Source organism: Bradyrhizobium sp. USDA 4532, assembly GCF_024171315.1.
Classification (GTDB): domain Bacteria; phylum Pseudomonadota; class Alphaproteobacteria; order Rhizobiales; family Xanthobacteraceae; genus Bradyrhizobium; species Bradyrhizobium australafricanum.
This window is the reverse complement of record NZ_JALJZN010000001.1, coordinates 950,213-967,870: the sequence shown is the minus strand read 5'-3', so window position 1 is coordinate 967,870 and position 17,658 is coordinate 950,213. Positions and strand designations below refer to the sequence as shown.

17 protein-coding genes are annotated in these 17,658 nt (G+C 65.7%); 2 read left to right on the top strand and 15 right to left on the bottom strand.

Annotation, left to right across the window (positions count from 1 at the left end; genetic code table 11):
• Positions 1-17 precede the first annotated feature (17 nt).
• The 10 genes from hydA to psrA form a co-directional block, all read right to left on the bottom strand.
• Entirely contained in the window at positions 18-1,424 is a 1,407-nt protein-coding gene (hydA, locus tag J2R76_RS04650) for a dihydropyrimidinase (protein WP_194295427.1), read from the bottom strand.
• Positions 1,424-2,188: an aspartate/glutamate racemase family protein gene (locus J2R76_RS04645; protein WP_057020829.1), complete on the bottom strand. Its 765-nt coding sequence runs from the start codon at positions 2,186-2,188 to the stop codon at positions 1,424-1,426. Before J2R76_RS04645 ends, hydA begins: the two co-directional genes overlap by 1 nt.
• Complete coding sequence (locus J2R76_RS04640) at positions 2,185-2,991, bottom strand: GntR family transcriptional regulator (protein ID WP_307720418.1); 807 nt, start codon at positions 2,989-2,991, stop codon at positions 2,185-2,187. Before J2R76_RS04640 ends, J2R76_RS04645 begins: the two co-directional genes overlap by 4 nt.
• 15 nt (positions 2,992-3,006) lie before the next feature.
• A complete protein-coding gene (locus J2R76_RS04635; protein WP_076834556.1) occupies positions 3,007-3,783 on the bottom strand; it encodes an aspartate/glutamate racemase family protein in 777 nt (258 codons plus the stop codon).
• A gap of 52 nt (positions 3,784-3,835) precedes the next feature.
• Positions 3,836-5,140: an MFS transporter gene (locus J2R76_RS04630; RefSeq protein WP_028336433.1), complete on the bottom strand. Its 1,305-nt coding sequence runs from the start codon at positions 5,138-5,140 to the stop codon at positions 3,836-3,838.
• A gap of 640 nt (positions 5,141-5,780) precedes the next feature.
• Positions 5,781-6,809, bottom strand: coding sequence for an IS110 family transposase (locus J2R76_RS04625; RefSeq protein WP_057016162.1), 1,029 nt, complete (start codon positions 6,807-6,809; stop codon positions 5,781-5,783).
• Positions 6,810-7,016: 207 nt separating this feature from the next.
• A complete protein-coding gene (locus tag J2R76_RS04620) occupies positions 7,017-8,333 on the bottom strand; it encodes an MFS transporter (RefSeq protein WP_076831191.1) in 1,317 nt (438 codons plus the stop codon).
• Between the two features lie 86 nt (positions 8,334-8,419).
• Positions 8,420-9,868: a phosphonoacetaldehyde dehydrogenase gene (gene phnY / locus J2R76_RS04615; protein WP_076831686.1), complete on the bottom strand. Its 1,449-nt coding sequence runs from the start codon at positions 9,866-9,868 to the stop codon at positions 8,420-8,422.
• A 26-nt stretch (positions 9,869-9,894) separates the two neighbouring features.
• The gene (gene phnA / locus J2R76_RS04610; protein WP_371852169.1) at positions 9,895-11,142 is read right to left on the bottom strand and encodes a phosphonoacetate hydrolase; all 1,248 of its coding nucleotides are present in this window, start codon (positions 11,140-11,142) and stop codon (positions 9,895-9,897) included.
• Positions 11,143-11,167: 25 nt separating this feature from the next.
• Positions 11,168-12,298 (bottom strand): iron-containing alcohol dehydrogenase PsrA, encoded by a 1,131-nt coding sequence (gene psrA / locus J2R76_RS04605; RefSeq protein WP_076831197.1) that lies wholly within the window; start codon positions 12,296-12,298, stop codon positions 11,168-11,170.
• 80 nt (positions 12,299-12,378) lie between these two features.
• Between psrA and J2R76_RS04600 the strand changes: the two genes are divergently transcribed.
• The gene (locus tag J2R76_RS04600) at positions 12,379-13,287 is read left to right on the top strand and encodes a LysR substrate-binding domain-containing protein (protein ID WP_057020835.1); all 909 of its coding nucleotides are present in this window, start codon (positions 12,379-12,381) and stop codon (positions 13,285-13,287) included.
• Here the strand turns inward: J2R76_RS04600 and J2R76_RS04595 are convergent.
• From J2R76_RS04595 to J2R76_RS04580, 4 genes are read right to left on the bottom strand one after another with little or no spacing between them, the layout of a single operon-like run.
• On the bottom strand, positions 13,256-14,422 hold the full coding sequence (locus J2R76_RS04595) for an MFS transporter (protein ID WP_057020836.1): 1,167 nt from the start codon (positions 14,420-14,422) through the stop codon (positions 13,256-13,258). The genes J2R76_RS04600 and J2R76_RS04595 overlap by 32 nt on opposite strands.
• Entirely contained in the window at positions 14,419-14,841 is a 423-nt protein-coding gene (gene arsC / locus J2R76_RS04590; RefSeq protein ID WP_057020837.1) for an arsenate reductase (glutaredoxin), read from the bottom strand. The genes J2R76_RS04595 and arsC overlap by 4 nt, the downstream gene beginning before the upstream one ends.
• Entirely contained in the window at positions 14,838-15,524 is a 687-nt protein-coding gene (locus tag J2R76_RS04585) for an MIP/aquaporin family protein (protein WP_076831199.1), read from the bottom strand. Before J2R76_RS04585 ends, arsC begins: the two co-directional genes overlap by 4 nt.
• Complete coding sequence (locus J2R76_RS04580; RefSeq protein WP_076831201.1) at positions 15,524-15,883, bottom strand: helix-turn-helix transcriptional regulator; 360 nt, start codon at positions 15,881-15,883, stop codon at positions 15,524-15,526. Before J2R76_RS04580 ends, J2R76_RS04585 begins: the two co-directional genes overlap by 1 nt.
• Before the next feature lie 49 nt (positions 15,884-15,932).
• On the opposite strand from J2R76_RS04580, the gene J2R76_RS04575 reads away from it, so the two are divergent.
• Positions 15,933-16,460 (top strand): DUF6428 family protein, encoded by a 528-nt coding sequence (locus J2R76_RS04575; RefSeq protein WP_076831204.1) that lies wholly within the window; start codon positions 15,933-15,935, stop codon positions 16,458-16,460.
• 772 nt (positions 16,461-17,232) lie between these two features.
• Here J2R76_RS04575 and J2R76_RS04570 read toward each other — a convergent pair.
• Positions 17,233-17,553 (bottom strand): DNA-binding transcriptional regulator, encoded by a 321-nt coding sequence (locus J2R76_RS04570; protein ID WP_028343385.1) that lies wholly within the window; start codon positions 17,551-17,553, stop codon positions 17,233-17,235.
• Positions 17,554-17,658: the final 105 nt, after the last annotated feature.

The following is a 17,658-nucleotide window of genomic DNA, read 5'->3' as shown; positions in this document are numbered from 1 at the left end:
TTACGGATTTGGTCGCGTTACGGAATGGCCTTCGGCGGCTTGGCGCGGGGCAGATAGGTGCCGTGGTCCTTGCCGCCAATGAGCGTACCGTTATCGACGACGACCTTGCCGCGCACCATGGTCAGCACCGGCCAGCCCGTGACCTCGAGCCCCTCATAGGGCGTGTAGTCCGCGCCGTCGTGGATCAACTCGTGACGGATCGTCACCTTGCGCTTCGGGTCCCACAGCGCGATGTCGGCATCCGAGCCGACCGCGATCGTACCCTTGCGCGGATAGAGGCCGTAGATCTTGGCATGGTTGGTGGCGCTGAAGGCGACGAAGCTGTTGAGGTCGATCCGCCCCTTCACCACGCCTTCGGAGAACAGGATCGGCAGCCGCGTCGCCACGCCCGGGATTCCGTTTGGCACCCAGCGGAAGCTGGTACGTCCCTTCGGCGCAAGCTTGCCCTGCGGGTCGTCGTAACGGAACGGACAATGGTCCGACGAAAACACCGAAAACACCTTCTGCTGCAGACCTTCCCAGCAGGCCTGCTGGCTGGCGACGTCGCGCGGCGGGGGCGAGCAGACGTATTTTACGCCTTCCATGTTGAGCTGATCGAGATCCTTTTCGGTCAGCATGAGGTATTGCGGACAGGTCTCGCCCATGACCCGCAAGCCCCTTTGCTGCGCGCGCCGGATTTCGTCCATCGCCTCGCGGTTCGAGACATGCACGATCATGATCGGCACGTCGACGAGCTCGGACAGCGAGATCGCGCGATGGGTGGCCTCGCGCTCGACCGGGATCGGCCGCGAGGTCGCATGGAAGCGCGGCGCGGTGTTACCGGTCCGTTCGAGCTGGTCGGTCAGGAAGCGGATGGCGTCGAAATTCTCCGCATGCACCATCAGCATGGCGCCGGTCTCGCGCGCGACCGACATGGTCTCGAGCAACTCCCGGTCCGACAGCGCGAGGCCCTCATAAGTCATGAAGACCTTGAGCGAGGTGTAGCCGTCCTCGACCAGGGCCGGCAGCTCCTGGCCCAGCACATGCTCGGTCGGATCGGTGAGGATGAGATGGAAGGCGACGTCGACATGGCACTCGCCTTCGGCCAGCGAATGGTAATGCTTCAGCGCCTCGCGCAGGGTCTGGCCCTTCTCCTGCAGACAGAACGGCAGCACGGTGGTGTTGCCGCCGAAGGCCGCCGATCGCGTGCCGCTGGCAAAACCGTCGGCCATTACGATGCCGTCGCCGGACGGCTGGGCGAAGTGGACATGGCTGTCGATGCCGCCGGGCAGCACCAGGCGGTCGGTGGCGTCGATGATCGTGGCTGCATCGCCGAGATCATGGCCGAGCGCCGTGATCTTGCCGCCGCGGATACCGACGTCGCAGGCGAAGGTGTCGGCCGCGGTCACCACGATGCCGCCGCGGATAATGGTGTCGAAGGACATCAGTTTGTTCCCTCCTTCGGTGAGCGGTGTTCGATGATTGCGGCGAGTGGCTCGGCCAGCCCGCGCGTCGGCTTCGGATCGGGACGGCGGAAGGTGCCGGCCACCGCCTTGCGCGGCTTGAGCACGGCGAGCGTCTCCGCCTGCCGCACCGCCGCCGCGACCGGATCGACCACCGGCACCGGAATGCGGTCGCGGACTTTTGCCGCGAGTCCGGCAAGCGGTGCGCCCGACAGAATGACGACGTCGGCGTTGTCCTGATCGACCGCACGGTTGGCGAGCGCGACCAGCAGCTCCTCCTTCTCGGCCTGCACCTCCGAGATCGACTGGAAATGACCGTCAAGCGTGCGAATGCCGGCGCAGCGCGAGCTCAGCCCGTGCATGGCGACGCATTCCTCGTACCAGGGCGCCAGCGCGCCGGCGAAGGTGACGATACCAAACCGGCGGCCGAGCATGCAGGCCGTGAGCATCGCAGCTTCGGCCAATCCCACGACGGGGAAGGCGAACAGCTCACGCGCGCCGAACAGGCCGGGATCGCCGAACGCCGCGATGACAGCGGCATCGACGCCGGGGCCGGCTTCGGCCAGCATCTCCAGCGCGATCGCACCACCGATCTGGGCCTCGGCGCGGGTGGCGATATAAGGCACGCCGCGCGCGGCGGTGAGCGGCACGAGCTCGGTGCCGGCCGACGCCGCCTTGCTGCCGGCGGCATGGAGCAGATCCGTCACATCAGCCGTCGTGTTGGGATTGAGCAGCAGGATCTTCATGGCGCAACGTCCCTCGTCTTGCGGCCGCGTGGCCTTGCCGGTGCCTCCGGTGCCGCGGCGTCGTCCGCCTTGTCGTTCATTGCCTTGGCATCCAGCGTCTCGGCGACGATCTCGCCGGTGCGGCGCACGTGGTGGGCCAGTATCTGCCCGGCCCGGGCCGCATCACGCGCCTTCAGCGCCGACAAAATCTCCTGATGCTCTTCCACCGATTCATCCCAGCGGCCGAGCACCGACAGCGCGAAGAAGCGCGCCCGCTCGGCCCGCGCCAGCAGCGCCTCGTGCGTCGCCTTCAACACGGCATTGCGGGCGAAGCCGACGATCGCCGAATGGATCTGCTGATTAACTTGAAAATAATCGCGCAGCTCGCCGCGGCCGTGATGCCATTCGATCTTGTCCTGCAGCGCCGCGAGCCGTTCGAAGTCGTCCGGCTCCATGCGCAGCGCGGCGAGCTCGGCGGCGCAGCGTTCGATGCCGCTGACGGCCTCGAACAGTTCGGCGAGTTCGGCACGGCGGAACGGCGCCACCACGGCGCTGTGGTTGAGCCGCAGCTCGACCAGGCCCTCGCTCGCCAATTGCTTCAGCGCCTCGCGCAGCGGCGTGCGCGAGACGCCGAGCGCGTCGGAGAGGTCCGCCTCCCCCAGCGATTGCCCCGGCGCCAGCTCGCCGCGCACGATCATGGTGCGCAGCCGCGTCGCCGCCTGCTCGTGCAGCCCAACCCGCGGCACGCGCAGACGGCGCCGTTGCAGCGCGGTCATCGCGCGCTTGGGTTCCTTGTTACGTCTGGTCGCCTTGGGTTCAGTCACCGCTTGCCTTCACTGTCATGATTGGAGATCGCGCCCTCCCACGTGGATCGCGGCGGCCGCGCGCAGATCGGGGTTCGAGAACAGGCTGCCCCAGCCCTGCACGCGCGACGGATCGCAGCCGGCCGCGGCAAGGCATGCCCACAGTGTCACCGCAATCGAATCCAGCACCGGGACGCCAAATCCGCGCTCCAGCCGCTCGGCCGCGCCGGCGCCGCGCATGTTGGTACAGAGCACGACGGCGGCATCGCAGCCCTCGCGCACCACCTCCTCGATCAGCCGCGCGACCTCGGCCTCGCTGACCTCGGCAAAGGAGAAATTGTCCTGCAGCGACAGATGCCGCTCGGCAAAACAGTGCAGCCCCTGCGAATTCCAGTTGGCGACGATCCGCTCCTGCACGTCCTTGCGATACGGCGTCACCAGCCCGATGCGGCTGGCGCCGATCCGCCGCAACACGTCGCGATAGGCCAGCACCGTGGTACAGGCCTTGATACCCGTTGCCGCCGTGATCTCTTCGCACAGGCTCTCGTCGCGGTCGAAACCGAGCCAGCTTGCCGAGGTGCCATTCCAGGCGATGACGTCGACCTTGGCATGCGCCAGCAGCTCGGCCGCGCGAAGAATCTCGCTGGCGTCGAACTGGCGCAGCGCCTGCTCCGACAGCGCGATCTCGGTCACCTTGAAGCGCGAGAAATGCGCCGAGACGTCGTCGACGCCCGATAGCATCGCGCAGGTGATCGGCTCGAGCGCGGTATTCGACGACGGCGTCAGCATGCCGAGCCGGACGGGACGTGTCATTGGTGAGCCTCATCAAGCGGCCGAATCCTTGGCGGATTCGGCCGCATCCGTTTTAGACCGGGAGCTTGCGGCTGTAATCGATCAGGGTCGAGCAGATCAACAGCGCAATGCCCGCGGCGGCGAAATACATCAGGGCCAGGAAATAGGAGCCGGTGGCCTGCACGATGAAGCCGACGATCAGCGGCGTCGTGATGCCGGCGATGTTGCCGCCGAGATTCATGCAGCCGCCGAGGAAGCCGGACTTGCCGCGGCCCGCCAGCGCCGACGGAATCGCCCAGTACATGCCGCACCAGCGCAGGAAGAACAGCGTCGTCGACAGCAGCACCACGACCGCAACCGCGTTGGTGACGTAGGCGACGAGGAAGATCGACACCGTCGCCATGATCGCCGCGATGCCGAACAGCGTGCGGAACACGGTGTTGGGCGACCCTCCCCGCTCCCGCCAGTTATCGCCGATCCAGCCGCCGACCAGTTCGCCGACGAAGCCTGCGAAGAAGATGATGAAGGACGCGCCGCCCAGCGCCTTGATGTCGAAGCCGTGCACCTTGAACAGGTAGGTCGGCATCCAGGTCAGCAGCCCGTAGAACGTGGTGTTGAAGAACATCCAGCCGAGGCACATGCACCACACCGAGCGAAACCGGAAGTACGCCATCCAGCTTGCGCCCGAAGACGGCGGCGTCGCCGCATCCTCGATCGCGTGCGCCTCCTCGAGATAGCGCGCCTCGGCTTCATTGACCGACGGATGCTCGCGCGGCACGTTGCGGATGTAGTACCAGGCCCACAGCCCGCACAGCATGGTGCCGACGCCGGCGATGACGAAGGCGACGCGCCAGGAGCTGAACGCCGCCATCAACCAGGCGATCACGATCGAGCCGAGCGCCGCACCAAGCGGTGCGCCGCCGTCCAGCAAGGTGGCGCCGCGGCCGCGCTCGGTCTGCGTCATCCAGATCGCGTTGAGCTTGCCGCCGGCCGGATAGATCGGCGCTTCCGACGCGCCGAGCCCGAGCCGGGTCAGCAGCAGCAGCATCCAGCTGGTCGACAGCGCCGCCAGCGCCTGGAAGAAGCCCCAGAACAGCGTCGCGAGCGCGATCACGATGCGCGGCTTGAAGCGATCGGCGAGCATGCCGCCCGGCACCTGCATCAGCGCATAGGTCCAGAAGAACGAGCTCAGGATCAGGCCCTGCATCGCCGGATCGATATCGAACTCCTTGGCGATGACCGGCATCGCGACCGAGAGCGAGGCGCGATCGATATAGTTGATCGAGATCAGGAACAGCATCAGCAGGAAAATCTTCCAGCGCACGCCTGAAGGCTTTGCCGTATCTGCCATTGCGATGGTGGACACCTGATCGCTCATTGCTTGCTCCTCCCGACAGATTGTTTTGCCCTGCCGCGCCCCTCGTCCTTGACGGTCGCTGGCCTCTCCTGCCCTGCGTGAAGTCTGCTTCAAGGCGGCAAACGGGACAAGCACATTTTGTATTCTGCATACAATTTAGTTTATCTTATTGATATAAATCGATATTTTATCAATCTTGTGCTTCAATTGAGCAGCCGATGATCAGGAATTGGGCGTCAGGTCAGCCGCGCGAGGCAGGCGATTGCAGGGAATTGGCCCGGCGTCGCCGCTGCAACAAATCGCCCGCCTCGGTGCTCTGCTCACTGCAAAAACGAGCGTAGCCCGCATGAGCGAAGCGACATGCGGGGACAAAACCAGCCCCGGATTGCGCTTCGCTTCATCCGGGCTTCTGTAACGGGCCTTGGTTAGTCAATCCCTTTTCGCGTCATCCACTCGCCGGGCACTTGCTTCTGTACGGGATCGGCGCGAAGGCCGTCGCCTGATGGGGTGCATTGAGGAGCCGGCCGGCCAATCTACGGATTGCGTGGTCGTGAGCCACTTCCCGGATGGCGGCCTGACCGGATCCATCGTCCCAGCGGAGGGACTTCGCTCGGGGAGAGCCTGGTGTCGTGGCCCGCCCGGAACCGATTGCTGCTCCTGGCTAGATGGCCTTGGTCATCGGGTTGAACGGTTTGGTGTCGGCGAGCATGCGATGCAGGATCACGGCGAGCTTGCGAGCCAGCGCTACCTTGGCCTTGCGCATGCCTGCGCGCCGGGCGATCCGCATCGCCCAGCTCTTCAATGCCGAGCAATTCTTGACCGGCTTGGTCAGCATGACGTGAGCTGCCTGGTAGAGTGCCTCGCGCACGGAGGCATCCCCGATCTTGCTGATGCGGCCGGTGTAGTCGGTCTCACCGGACTGGTACTTCTTCGGGGTGAGCCCAAAGTGGGCTCCCGTGGCCTTCGAGGAGCGGAAGCGCTTCGGGTCGTCGATCGCCGCGGCATAGGTGAGCGCCACGATCGGACCAACGGACGGCGTTGTCATCAGGAGCTTGGCGGATGGATGCGTCCTGGCGAGCTTCTGGGTGTGCTTGTCCAGGCTCTTGAACTCCCGCAGCAGCACCGCATGGGCTTGGAGCAGCGCCGCCGCGACCAACTCCAGTCCGGGATGGCCGGTCACGAGCTCGCGGATGCGTCCGGCGAACGTGCGCTCGGTGGTCGCACCGACCTTCAGGCCAAAACCGCGAAGTATGCCGCGCAGGCTGTTCTCGACATCGCGAAGCTTGGATTGCAGCAGCTTGCGCGCCGTCAGGATGGCGCGGGTCTCCTGCGCCGCGACCGACTTGCAGTGCACCGGCCGGAACCAGCCGAGCCGCATCAACTGCGCGATCCGGCGGGCATCGTTGCGGTCCGTCTTCACCGGCATCGACTTGAAGGCTTCGCGAACGTGCCGCGTTTCCAGCAGCTCGACCGCAAGCCCTGCGTCTCGCAGACCCGCATACAGCCATTGCGACAAGGGGCCTGCCTCCAGCCCGATCCGTTCCAGTACCAGACCCAGCGACCGGAACCAGGCGATCAGCGCCGCCGGCTCGCTCGCAACCTTCGTCTCGCGCAAAATCTTGCCTGTCCCATCGACAAGGCAAACGCTCGAGCATTCCAAAGACACGTCAATTCCTGCATAGTGGTACATGGTCGTCCCTTAATGATGCCTGGAGCGGGCTTGCCCGACTCCGTTGAACACCATCAGTTTGAGGGACGACCGCCTTCCAACCAACAGGCCGCTCGCGAGCGCGCTTCCAAATTGCGCCGTAGCGAGCGGGCGGCCGGCCCGTTACCCCATCTACGGAGGCACGGACAGCGGCGCCCCGGGGCCGTTGCCCGGGACGCAGTGAGTGAGCTAGCGACGGATGAAGGCCGCCACCACCGCGCTGGAGGTCGCGCAGACAGCGACCACCAGGAACACCAGCGACGTCTGGTTATGCTTGTCCATGAAGTGGCCGATCATCGGCTCGCCGAGACCTGCGAACAGATAGGCGAAGAAGTTCATCACCCCGGTCGCGGTCCCTGCCCGTTTGTGGCCGACCAGATCCGGGCACAGCGCCCAGAACGAGGATTGCGGGCCGTAGGTGAAGAAGCCGCACAGGAACAGCACGGTCATCCCGAGAACGGCGTCCGAGGTCGGGATCGCGTACATGCACAGCGAGGTGACCGCGGCGAGCGCCATGTAGAGCACAATGGCGAGGTAGCGGCGCGAGCCGAACACCTTGTCCGAGACCCAGCCATTGCTGAACGCGCCGACCGCCATGCCGACCGGCAGCGCGATGCTGATCCAGCGCGGATCGATCACCGAGGCGGCGCCGGCCTTGGCCCAATTGCTGCCGAGGAAGTGCACCGGCACCCACACCAAGAGGCCGTAACGCGCCGCGTTCTGGAAGCCGATCGCGACGCCGGCGACCAAAAGGCGCCAGTTCGACAGCACCGCTTTGTAGCGCGCCAGCGAGCCCTCATTGGCGCTGACCGCAGTTTCCGCAGAGGTGAAATCGTCGGCCTCGTCATGCGGCGAGGCAAAGCCCATGTCCTCGGGCTTCTCGCGCGCGATCAGATAGAACGCGATGCCGCCGAGCAGCAGCAGCACGACCGGGATACGGAAGATCCAGCGCCAGTCGAGCTGGAAGTAGCCGACCACGACCAGCGAGGTGACGAACGACAGCACCGAGGCGAGACCGGCCGCGAATGTATAGAGTCCGTAGACCGTGCCGCGCTCGTGGCGGCCCCACCAGTTCGACAGCAGCCGGCTGCCCGGCGCCCATCCCATCGACTGGAAATAGCCGTTGATGCCCCAGAACGCGGTGAGGCTGACGATCCCGGTCGACAGGCTGGTGGCCCAATTCATGATGAAGGAGAGGATCGCGCCGGCGCTCATCACGCGGCGGCCGCCGAACTTGTCGCCGAGATTGCCGTTGATGGCCTGCCCGACCGCGTAACACCAGAGCAGCGCCGCGCTGGCCCAGCCCAGCGCCTCCTTGGTGACGCCGAACTCGGCCTGGATGCCGGGAATGGCGAAGCCGAAGGTTTGCCGCCCGGTGTAGAAGAACAGATAGCAGAACATCGCCGCGAACAGCATCCGCCACTGCGCGCGGCGGAACGATGTCGCAAGCTCCGGATTCTGGACTCCGACCGAGCCGACGCCCGACGGACTGAACGTGATCGACATTGAGGCCTCCCCTTTGTTTGGTTGATCGCAGTCGGCCGCCGCGTTGTTCTTGTTGTCCGCGTGCGGCCCTCGTCGAACGCGCTGCTCTAGACCGGCCAGGGCAGCGAATAGGTCTTGACGTTGGTGAAGCTCTTGATCGCCTCCTGCACGCCTTCCTTGTAGCCAAGGCCGGAATCCTTGATCCCGCCGAACGGCGACATCTCGATCCGGTAGCCCGGCACTTCCCAGACGTTGACGGTGCCGACGTCGAGCTCATTGACGAACCGCGTGATGTAGTCGAGCCGGTTGGTGCAGACGCCGGATGACAGCCCGAACGCGGTCGCGTTCGAGATCCGGATCACGCTGTCGATGTCGTTGGGCACGCGGATGATCGGGATCACAGGCCCGAACGTCTCCTGCATCACCAGCTCGCTGGTGTAGGGAATCCGGTCGACCACGGTCGGCGGATAGAGCGCGCCGTCGCGAGCGTTGCCGTGCAGCAGCTCGGCGCCGTCGGCGACGGCGGCATTGACGCGGCGCTCGAATTCCTTCGCCGCGCCCTCATGGATCACGGTGCCGACGTCGACCGTCGGGTCCATCGGGTCGCCGCATTTCAGCTTGCGTGCCTTCGTCAGCACCAGCGCGGCGAAATCGTCGGCGACCGCCTCGACGCAGAGGATACGTTTCACGGCCGTGCAGCGCTGGCCGGAATTCTTGGTGGCGCCGGTCACCGCGAACTCGGCCGCCTTCTCGAGGTCGGCGTCCTCCATCACGATCAGCGGATCGTTGCCGCCGAGCTCGAGCACCAGCCGCTTGTAGCCCGCTTTATTGGCGATGTGCTTGCCGACCCTGACCGAGCCGGTGAAGGTGACGAGATCGGCGTCCGGATCGGTGATCATCGCATCGCCCATCGAATGCGGGTTGCCGGTCACCACCGACAGCATCTCCGGCGGCAGCCCGGCCTCGTAGAGCACGTCGGCGAGCGCGAGCGCGGTCAGCGGCGTCAGCTCGGTCGGCTTCAGCACCACGCGGTTGTTGGTCGCGATCGCCGGCGCGATCTTGTGGCTCACCATGTTGAGCGGATGGTTGAACGGCGTGATCGCCGAGATCGCGCCGAGCAGCGGGGTGCGCGTCGTGAAGATCTTGCGCGCCTTGCCCTGCGGGCTGATGTCGCAGGAGAACGTCTCGCCGTCGTCCTTGATCGCGAGCTGGCCGGCAAAGGAATAGACGTCATAGGCGCGCCCGGCCTCGTAGAGCGAATCCTTCCAGCACAGGCCGGACTCGGCGGTGATCAACCGCGCGAATTCCTCCTTGCGCCCGGCCAGGATCTCGGCGGTGCGCAGCAGGATGCGCTGGCGCTCGTAGCGCGTCAGCTTCGGCTTGAACGCGGCCGCCCTGGCGAAGGCGCTGCGCACATGCTCCGGCCGCGCCGCCGGCACCGTGCCCACCACCTTGTTGGTGTAGGGACTGAAAACCTCGACATGCTCGTCGGTGTCGACGAGGCTGCCTGCGATCCGCATCTGCTCATGGCGAACGGCCGGGCTCTGGATGTTCATGGCACTGTCCTTGGGGTCCGAATGCGTCACTGGATGCGGTTGAGCGCGACGTCGAAGGCGTCGAAATTGCGCAGGGCGTGACCGGCGGGCAGCGCGATCCTGCGGTTGGCGATCAGCGGCACCCGCTCCTCGGTGAGCCCGCCATGCGAGCGCAGCGGCTCGGTCAGGCCCGAGAGATCGTGACGGGACTCGCTGGTGCCCAGCACCTTGTGCCTGGTCGAGATCACGACGATGTCGCCGATCCGGTCCGGCGGCAGCTCGAACCTGGCGCAGGCCTCCTTGCGCGTCAGCGCGACCTCGATGCCGCCGGTCGCACGCAGCCGCGACAGCAGCGTGTCGACGTTGGCGCCCTCCGGCGTGTAGATCGTCGCGAACGAGCCGAGCGAGCCGTGATGGGCGACATAGGGATCGGTGATCGGCAGGATCACGCGTGCGGCGCCCGTACCGGTCCAGTCGTCCATGACGTCCTGGAGGTAGATCACGTCGGGCTTGCCGTCGGGCAGGAACTTGTCGTTCATGCCGTGGTCGGCGGTCGCCACGATGTTGCAGCCGAGCGCATCCAGCTTCGCAAGATAGCCGTCGATCATCGCGTAGAAGTCGTTGGCGATCTTGGTGCCGAGCCCGACCTTGTGCTGGATGTAGTCGGTGGTCGACAGGTACATCAGATCGGGACGGTAACGCTCGACCAGCTTGACGCCGGCCGCGAACACGAAGCGCGACAGATCGGCCGAGTAGACCTCGGGGAGCGGCAGGCCGACGAAATCGAGCACATCATCGATGCCGTTCGCCGCCCTGGTGGCCTGGTCGGCCTTCTCGGACGAGAAGGCGATGGCGCGGCCGCTGGAATAGTCCAGACCGTACGCAAGCAAGGTGCGCAGCTTGTCCTTGGCGGTGACGGCGGCAACCTTGTAGCCGGCGTCGTGGACACCGGCGAGGATGGTCGGTGCGCGCAGGAACTTCGGATCGTTCATCATGACTTCGGCGTTGTTCGCCGTGTCGTAGAAGTAGTTGCCGGCGATGCCGTGCACCGCGGGCGGACGTCCGGTGATGATCGAGAGGTTGTTCGGATTGGTGAAGCTCGGGATCACGCTGGCGGCATGGACGTGCGCGCCCTCCTTCATGAAGCGCGCGAAGGTCGGCGCGACGCCGGCCTCGATCGCCCGCTCGATATAGCCGGGCTCCGAACCGTCGAGGCAAATCACGACGGTTGGCCGCGTCGGCGCCTCGTAATCGCGCCCGTTCACGGTGATGGTTTTACGATTGTCTTGCATGATGCCTCTCCTCGTCACTGCGCCGTCGTCACGCGTTCGCCGCGCTCGGCATCCGCTGCGTCTGCGCTGCCTCGATCAACCGTTCCTTCGACCCTAAGAAGTTGCGGCCGCGCTCGCCCTCCAGCGAGTCCGCGATCAGCGCGTGCCATTCGGCGCGCTCGATCCTGTAGGCGGCCGGATTGCAGGAGATGCCGAGCCGCGCCATGCAGTCCTCGAGATCGTCGGCCGCGCGGGCCAGGTCGGCGCCGAAGATCTGCCTCAAGCTGTCCTCGCAGAGCCCGCCCGCCCCTTTGACGCTGCGCAGCACCATCGGCAGCGAGAACGAGCAGGCGATGCCGTGCTGGACGCCGTGCCGCAGCGTAATCGGATAGGACAGCGAATGCGCGATCGCGGTCTTGGTGTTGGAGAATGCCAGGCCCGCGAACAGCGCCGCCTGCGCCATGCGGCTGCGCAGCTCGAGATTGCCGAGGTCGTTGGCGAGCTTCGGCAGCACCTCGAGGATGCTGCGTGCCGCGGCCACCGCGTGGTTGGCCGACACCGGATTGTTGTTGACGTTCCAGATGCTCTCCAGCGCATGCGACAGCGCGTCGAGCCCGGTGCTGACGGTCAGAAGCTGCGGCTTGCCGAGCATCAGGCGCGGATCGATCACGGCATGGGTCGGATAGAGCGACGGACGCGCCAGCGAGTATTTCTTGCCGTTGGCCTCGTCCCACACCGTGCCCCAGCAGGTCACCTCGCTGCCGGTGCCCGCGGTGGTCGGCACCGCGATGATCGGGATCGCCGCGAGGCGCTCGGCGCCCTGCTGCGTCTCCAGATAGGTTTTGACGGTCGCGAAGTCGCCGCCGGCGGCCGCGAACACCTTGGCGGAGTCGATCACCGAGCCGCCGCCGAGCGCGACGATCACCTCGGGCTGCCTCGCGAGCCCGGCAAAGCGCGCGGTCTGCTCGGTAAGCAGGCGGTAGTCCGGATTGGGCGCGACGTCGCGAATAGTCAAGACAGACGGTCCCGCCGCGGCGCGCAGCCGCCGCTCGAGCTCGTCGAAGATCGGCTCGCCATAGGTCACGAGCGCGTAGGCGCGCTTGCCGATCAGCCCCGGCAGCTTGTCGAAGCTGTCGGCTCCGAATTCGATCCTCACCGGGTTGGAATAAGTCCAGTCCATCCGCGCGTCCTCCGTTTGGCGCGAAGGTACGGCGCCGGCTGCTATTGACAAATTCATTCTACGGATGCGTTCTATTGATTATGTCAATAGTGTTCAGCCAGCTTCGCGCCTTCCACGCGGTCGCCACCCATGGCGGCTTCACCGCGGCCTCGCGCGTGCTCAACGTCGGCCAGCCGACATTGACCATCCAGGTCAAGGAGCTGGAGGAGAGCTACGGCGTCGAGCTTTTGATTCGGAAGCCGCGGCATACCGAGCTCACCGAGGCCGGCGCCGCGCTGTTCGAGATCACCCGCGGCATCATGACGTTCTGCGACGAGGCTCACGACCTCCTGGCCGCGCACGGCAAGGCGACCAAGGGCCATCTGCGGGTCGCGACCGTCGGGCCGTTTCATGCCACCGAGATCATCGCGGCGTTCAAGCGCGATCATCCGGAGGTGCAGATCTCGACCTTGCTCGGCAATTCCGAACGCACCTTCCGCCACATCGTCGACTTCGAGGCCGACGTCGCGATCCTGGCGGAGGTGCCGGAGGATCCGCGCGTCACCATGATCCCCTACCGCACGCACCGCGTGATCGTGTTCGTCAACCGCGACCATCCCTGGTTCAAGCGCAAGTCGGTCAGGCTGCGCGAGCTGGCCGACCAGCCCATCGTGCTGCGCGAGCGCGGCTCGACCACGCGGCGCGCGTTCGAGGCGACGATGCAGGCCGAGGGCATCAGGATCGAACCGGTGTTCGAGATCGAGAGCCGCGAGGGTGTGTGGAAGGCGGTCGAGCGCGGCCTGGGCATTAGCGTCGTCGCCGACTTCGAATTCGTGCCGCATCCCAATCTGCGCGCGCTGGAGATCAGCGACCGCACCATCAAGACCCAGTACAGCATCGCGCATCACAGCGGACGCGGCCATTCCCCGATCATCAAGGCGTTCATCGACACGGTCCGGCGGATGAAGGGGCGTGATGCTACCGCGAGGGGGTCTTCGGCCCGGCCTTGAGTGCGAACAGCGCCAGCAGCGCGGCCAAGCTCAGAGCCGATGTGACCGCAAGCGTGTAGCCACCGAGCGGCGAGATCAGGAATCCGAATATGAGGGGCGCGAGGGCTTGAGACAGTCGCGACGGCGCGCCGAGCAGTCCCAGGCGGTAGCCGTAATCCTTCGGACCGAATATCGCCAGCGGCAGCGTGCCGCGCGCGATGGTCAGGATGCCGTTTCCGGCACCGTGCAACAGCGCGAACACCCCCGCGAAGCCACCGCCGAACAGGCCGATGACGCAGGCGCCCAAGGGATGTGTGATGCAGGCCAGGCGCGCCGACCAGAGCGGGTGGAAGCGCTTCAGCAGGCTCGCTTCGACAATGCGCGCCGCCACCTGAGCCGGGCCGATCAGTGCGCCCGCCGCGATCGCCTGCGCCTGCGTCGCACCGAGCGACTCCAGAATTCGCGGCAGATGAACCGCCATCGCCGACGTCACGCTCCAGGCGGCGGCGAAGGCAAAGGCGAGTAACACCATCGCGCGGTCGATGGCGATGTGCGGCTTCGGCGTGTCGGCCGCGATCCGATGCTCCCGCTTTAGCCTGGGGATCAGGAGGCCGTTGAGCGGCAGGCAGATCAGGATGTGCGCCGCAGCCCAGCCGAAACAGGTCCAGCGCCAGCCGATGGTTGCCAGCCCCCACGCACTCAGCGGCCAGCCGATCGTGCTGGCAAAGCCCGCGATCAGCGTAATGCCGGTGATGGAGCGACGGGCGGCGTTGCCGTAAATGCGCCCGAGCGCCGCGAAGGCTGCATCATACAGGCCAAGACCCATGCCGACGCCGAGCAACAGCCAGCTCACCGCCATCAGCACGCCGCCCTGCGACAGCCCGAGCAGGATCAGCCCGGACGCCAGGATGAGGTTGGACGCGCAGAGCACTTCGCGTCCGCCCATCCGGTCGATCTGGCGGCCGACGCGCGGACCGAGCAGCCCGGAGATCACCAGCGCCATCGAGAACGCGGCGAACAGCCAGTTGGTCGAGATGCCGAGGTCCCGCGCGATCGGGTCCGCGAGGATGGCGGGCAGATAATAGCTCGACGCCCAGGCAAGGGTTTGCGTGGTCCCGAGCGCAACAATCAGGACGTTGTCTGCACGGCGGCTCATCCGGCGCGCGCACCCGGCGTCCTGGGCGGGACCACTTCTCCGTCCTCCTTGACGAATTGGCCAATGTCAGTGGCGAGAAGTTCAAGCACAGCCTCGGACGGCCGGCACAGTTTCACGCCGTTCGGCGAGACCACGATCGGCCGATTGATCAGGATCGGATGCGCGATCATGAAATCGATCAACTCGTCGTCGCTCCATTTCGGATTGGCAAGGTCGAGCGCTGCATAAGGCGTGCCTTTCTCGCGGAGCAGCGCGCGGGGCGTCATGCCCATGGCCTTGATCAGCGCGATCAGCGTGTCGCGCGCGGGTGGCGTCTTGAGATACTCGACGATCTCCGGCTCCTCCCCGCTTTGGCGGATCATGGCCAGCGCGTTGCGCGACGTCCCGCAATCGGGATTGTGGTAGATCGTGATCGTCATCGGATTGCCTCCATCTTCGTTTCGCTCTGCCGCAACAGCCACGTCATCAGCGCCAGCGCGACCATCGCCCCCAGAATCTCGGCGACGATAAATCCCGGCAGGTCCTGCGCGCGGATACCGGAAAACGTATCGGTGAATGATCGCGCGATGGCAACGGCCGGGTTGGCGAAAGACGTGGACGCGGTGAACCAGTAGGCGGCCGTGATGTAGAGCCCGACCAGCCATGGGATAGCGGCCTCGCGAAACCGCAGGCCACCGATGATTGTTGCGACCAGTCCGAACGCGGCAACGAATTCCGCAAACCACTGCGGGAACCCGGTCCTCGCCTTGGCGGAGAACACCAGGGGCGGCAGGCCGAACATGGCATGCGCGACCATCGCACCCAGGATTCCCCCGAGCACCTGCGCCGCGACGTACTGCGCGGCGTGCGGCGGGCGGAGCTCGCCCTTGAGCGTGAACACCAGCGTCACCGCCGGATTGAAATGCGCGCCGGATATCGGTCCAAGGATCGTGATCAGCACCACCAGCATGGCACCGGTCGGCAGCGTATTGCCGAGCAGCGCCAGGGCCACGTCCTTGGTCAGGGTTTCTGCCATGATGCCGGAGCCGACGACGGTCGCGACCAGAAGCAACGTGCCGAGACATTCCGCCACAAGGCGCCGTGGCAGATCGAAATCGCGCATCACGCACGCGCTCTCTTCTTGCTGGTGGAAGGCTTGCACTGGGCGGCGGCGAGCACCGGCGCGCAGATCTCCGGGTGGCCCGCGCAGCAATCCTTCATCAGGAAGGCGATGAGGTCACGCAAACCGGTGAAATCCGCCGAGTAGATGATCGAGCGCGCCTCGCGGCGCGGCACGATCATGCCGGCGTGCTCGAGGTCCTTCAGATGGAACGACACGTTGGATGGCGACACCTCGACCGCCTCCGCAATCGCCCCCGCGGCCATCCCCTCGGGACCCGCCTGGACCAGCAGCCGCACGATCCGCAGCCGCGTTTCCTGCGACAACGCGGCGAAGGCGGTTCGGGCTTGACGCTCCTCCATCTTTCGATAATCCTACAATTCAACAATCGTTGAAATACGGATAGCAGCCATGGACACGCTTGCCAATACCCGTTCGATCGTCGGCGCCCTGCTTCCGGTGGAAGAGCTGTCATCCGCGGCCCTCCTTTCCGGCCTTGAGGCGCACAAGGAGAAACCGCTGATCTTCAGCTACGACGGCCGGGACGTCCGCCCCAGCTACCACGTGACCGAAGTCAAGACCGGTTCGTTCAGGGCGCTCGATTGCGGCGCGAACCCGGAGAGCTGGAGCGAGACCTTCATTCAGCTCTGGGACATCGAGGAGGAAAACCGCGGTCACATGCCGGCCGGAAAATTTCTTGCGATCATCCGCAAGGTCGACGAGGCCGTCGGCTTCGACCCGCAAGCCCGGCTGACGTTCGAGGTGAGCGACGGTGTTCGGCCGATGCAGATCTATCGCGCCGAACGCATGGATGCCGGCGACGCGGCGATCCGCGTCTATCTCTCGGCGCGTCCGTCGAGCTGCAAGCCGCGCGACCGATGGCTCCAGGACCAGCAGTTCTGCTGCGCACCGAAAGCCAAACAGCCGTGCTGCGGGTGATGGATGCTTGAACGCCTGATATGGACAGACGTGTCACGCGGATTGGCGCTCGCGGCAAGACTGCCCGGAAATTGCCGATCACTGAGTTGCCCGACAGGTCAAGCCTCCGAAGCAAAAATATTTCGCTTTATCCGAAGCGCAACTCAGTGTATGAATAACCCGTCTCACCCGATCGAGGGGCGCTGCGCATCGTCAGGAGTGTTGCGGTGAGATGCGGTGGACGCGGCAAGCGCAACTGACGAGTGCGCATGATGCGGACGGCGAAATCGTGCAGGCCTGACGCCCTAGCGGCAGGTGTCCTCTCGCAAAGTGCGCAAGCGTTTGCGAGGGCGGCGACAAAAAAGCCCAGTCTCGCCGGGGAGAGCACGTATAAGCCGTAACCCATCGCGCAGGGAAAGCCGGGTTGTTTCCGGTTACACCTGTGGTCCTACCCCCGAGCTTTCTACCTTTTGCTCGGGGCCCATGGGTGCGATCGGCACCCGGCTTTCCCTGCGCCCTCTGTTCAAGAGAGGGCGGAACAAAAAGCAAGCTCGGGCAGATCATGTCGCGAGGACGCGGAAGCTTGATTCACAGCTCGCGCAACACGCTCGCTGTCGTCCCTGCGAAAGCAGGGACCCATAACCACAGATCGGCATTGTTGCGGGACGGTCGAACGAACGAGTCCCGTTCACAACACGGGCCGCGGAGTATGGGTCCCTGCTCCCGTGCGCAATTGCGCACTAGGCAGGGACGACACCGAGATTGCAGCGATGATAGAGCGCGCCCTACCCGCTCAAGCCGCCGTCGGCTCGCTCGACAGCGCGGCGAACACCGTCTCCGGCGAATGGGCGATCACGGCGAGCAGCGCGCGGGCGGGTCCACGCGGCGCGCGCTTGCCCTGCTCCCAGTTGCGGATGGTTTCCACCGGCACGCCGAGCTTGGCGGCGAATTCGAGCTGGGTGAGCTGGGCCCGGCGGCGCAGATCGCGTACGGCCGGCTGCGCTGCCGCAGGCTGCATCGCTGCCTGGTCGGGATGTGCGGGCACGAGCGGGATTTCCTGCCCGTCGCGCAATTCGACGATCCGTCCGTCCGCCTTGAGCCGCAACCGCTGCATGATGGCCCCCGTGATGGCCCCTTGGAGATAGCGGCATCATCGATGAAGCGCGTTAAGTTCGGATTAACGATAAGCGGCCCGGCGCGGCTCGCGCCCGGACCATGC

Excerpts from the sequence above, each read along its gene's own strand:
- hydA (WP_194295427.1), bottom strand. The coding sequence starts at position 1,424 with ATGTCCTTCGACACCATTATCCGCGGCGGCATCGTGGTGACCGCGGCC.
- J2R76_RS04645 (WP_057020829.1), bottom strand. The coding sequence starts at position 2,188 with ATGAAGATCCTGCTGCTCAATCCCAACACGACGGCTGATGTGACGGAT.
- J2R76_RS04635 (WP_076834556.1), bottom strand. The coding sequence starts at position 3,783 with ATGACACGTCCCGTCCGGCTCGGCATGCTGACGCCGTCGTCGAATACC.
- J2R76_RS04630 (WP_028336433.1), bottom strand. The coding sequence starts at position 5,140 with ATGAGCGATCAGGTGTCCACCATCGCAATGGCAGATACGGCAAAGCCT.
- J2R76_RS04625 (WP_057016162.1), bottom strand. The coding sequence starts at position 6,809 with ATGTACCACTATGCAGGAATTGACGTGTCTTTGGAATGCTCGAGCGTT.
- J2R76_RS04620 (WP_076831191.1), bottom strand. The coding sequence starts at position 8,333 with ATGTCGATCACGTTCAGTCCGTCGGGCGTCGGCTCGGTCGGAGTCCAG.
- phnY (WP_076831686.1), bottom strand. The coding sequence starts at position 9,868 with ATGAACATCCAGAGCCCGGCCGTTCGCCATGAGCAGATGCGGATCGCA.
- psrA (WP_076831197.1), bottom strand. The coding sequence starts at position 12,298 with ATGGACTGGACTTATTCCAACCCGGTGAGGATCGAATTCGGAGCCGAC.
- J2R76_RS04600 (WP_057020835.1), top strand. The coding sequence starts at position 12,379 with ATGTCAATAGTGTTCAGCCAGCTTCGCGCCTTCCACGCGGTCGCCACC.
- J2R76_RS04595 (WP_057020836.1), bottom strand. The coding sequence starts at position 14,422 with ATGAGCCGCCGTGCAGACAACGTCCTGATTGTTGCGCTCGGGACCACG.
- arsC (WP_057020837.1), bottom strand. The coding sequence starts at position 14,841 with ATGACGATCACGATCTACCACAATCCCGATTGCGGGACGTCGCGCAAC.
- J2R76_RS04585 (WP_076831199.1), bottom strand. The coding sequence starts at position 15,524 with ATGCGCGATTTCGATCTGCCACGGCGCCTTGTGGCGGAATGTCTCGGC.
- J2R76_RS04580 (WP_076831201.1), bottom strand. The coding sequence starts at position 15,883 with ATGGAGGAGCGTCAAGCCCGAACCGCCTTCGCCGCGTTGTCGCAGGAA.
- J2R76_RS04575 (WP_076831204.1), top strand. The coding sequence starts at position 15,933 with ATGGACACGCTTGCCAATACCCGTTCGATCGTCGGCGCCCTGCTTCCG.
- J2R76_RS04570 (WP_028343385.1), bottom strand. The coding sequence starts at position 17,553 with ATGCAGCGGTTGCGGCTCAAGGCGGACGGACGGATCGTCGAATTGCGC.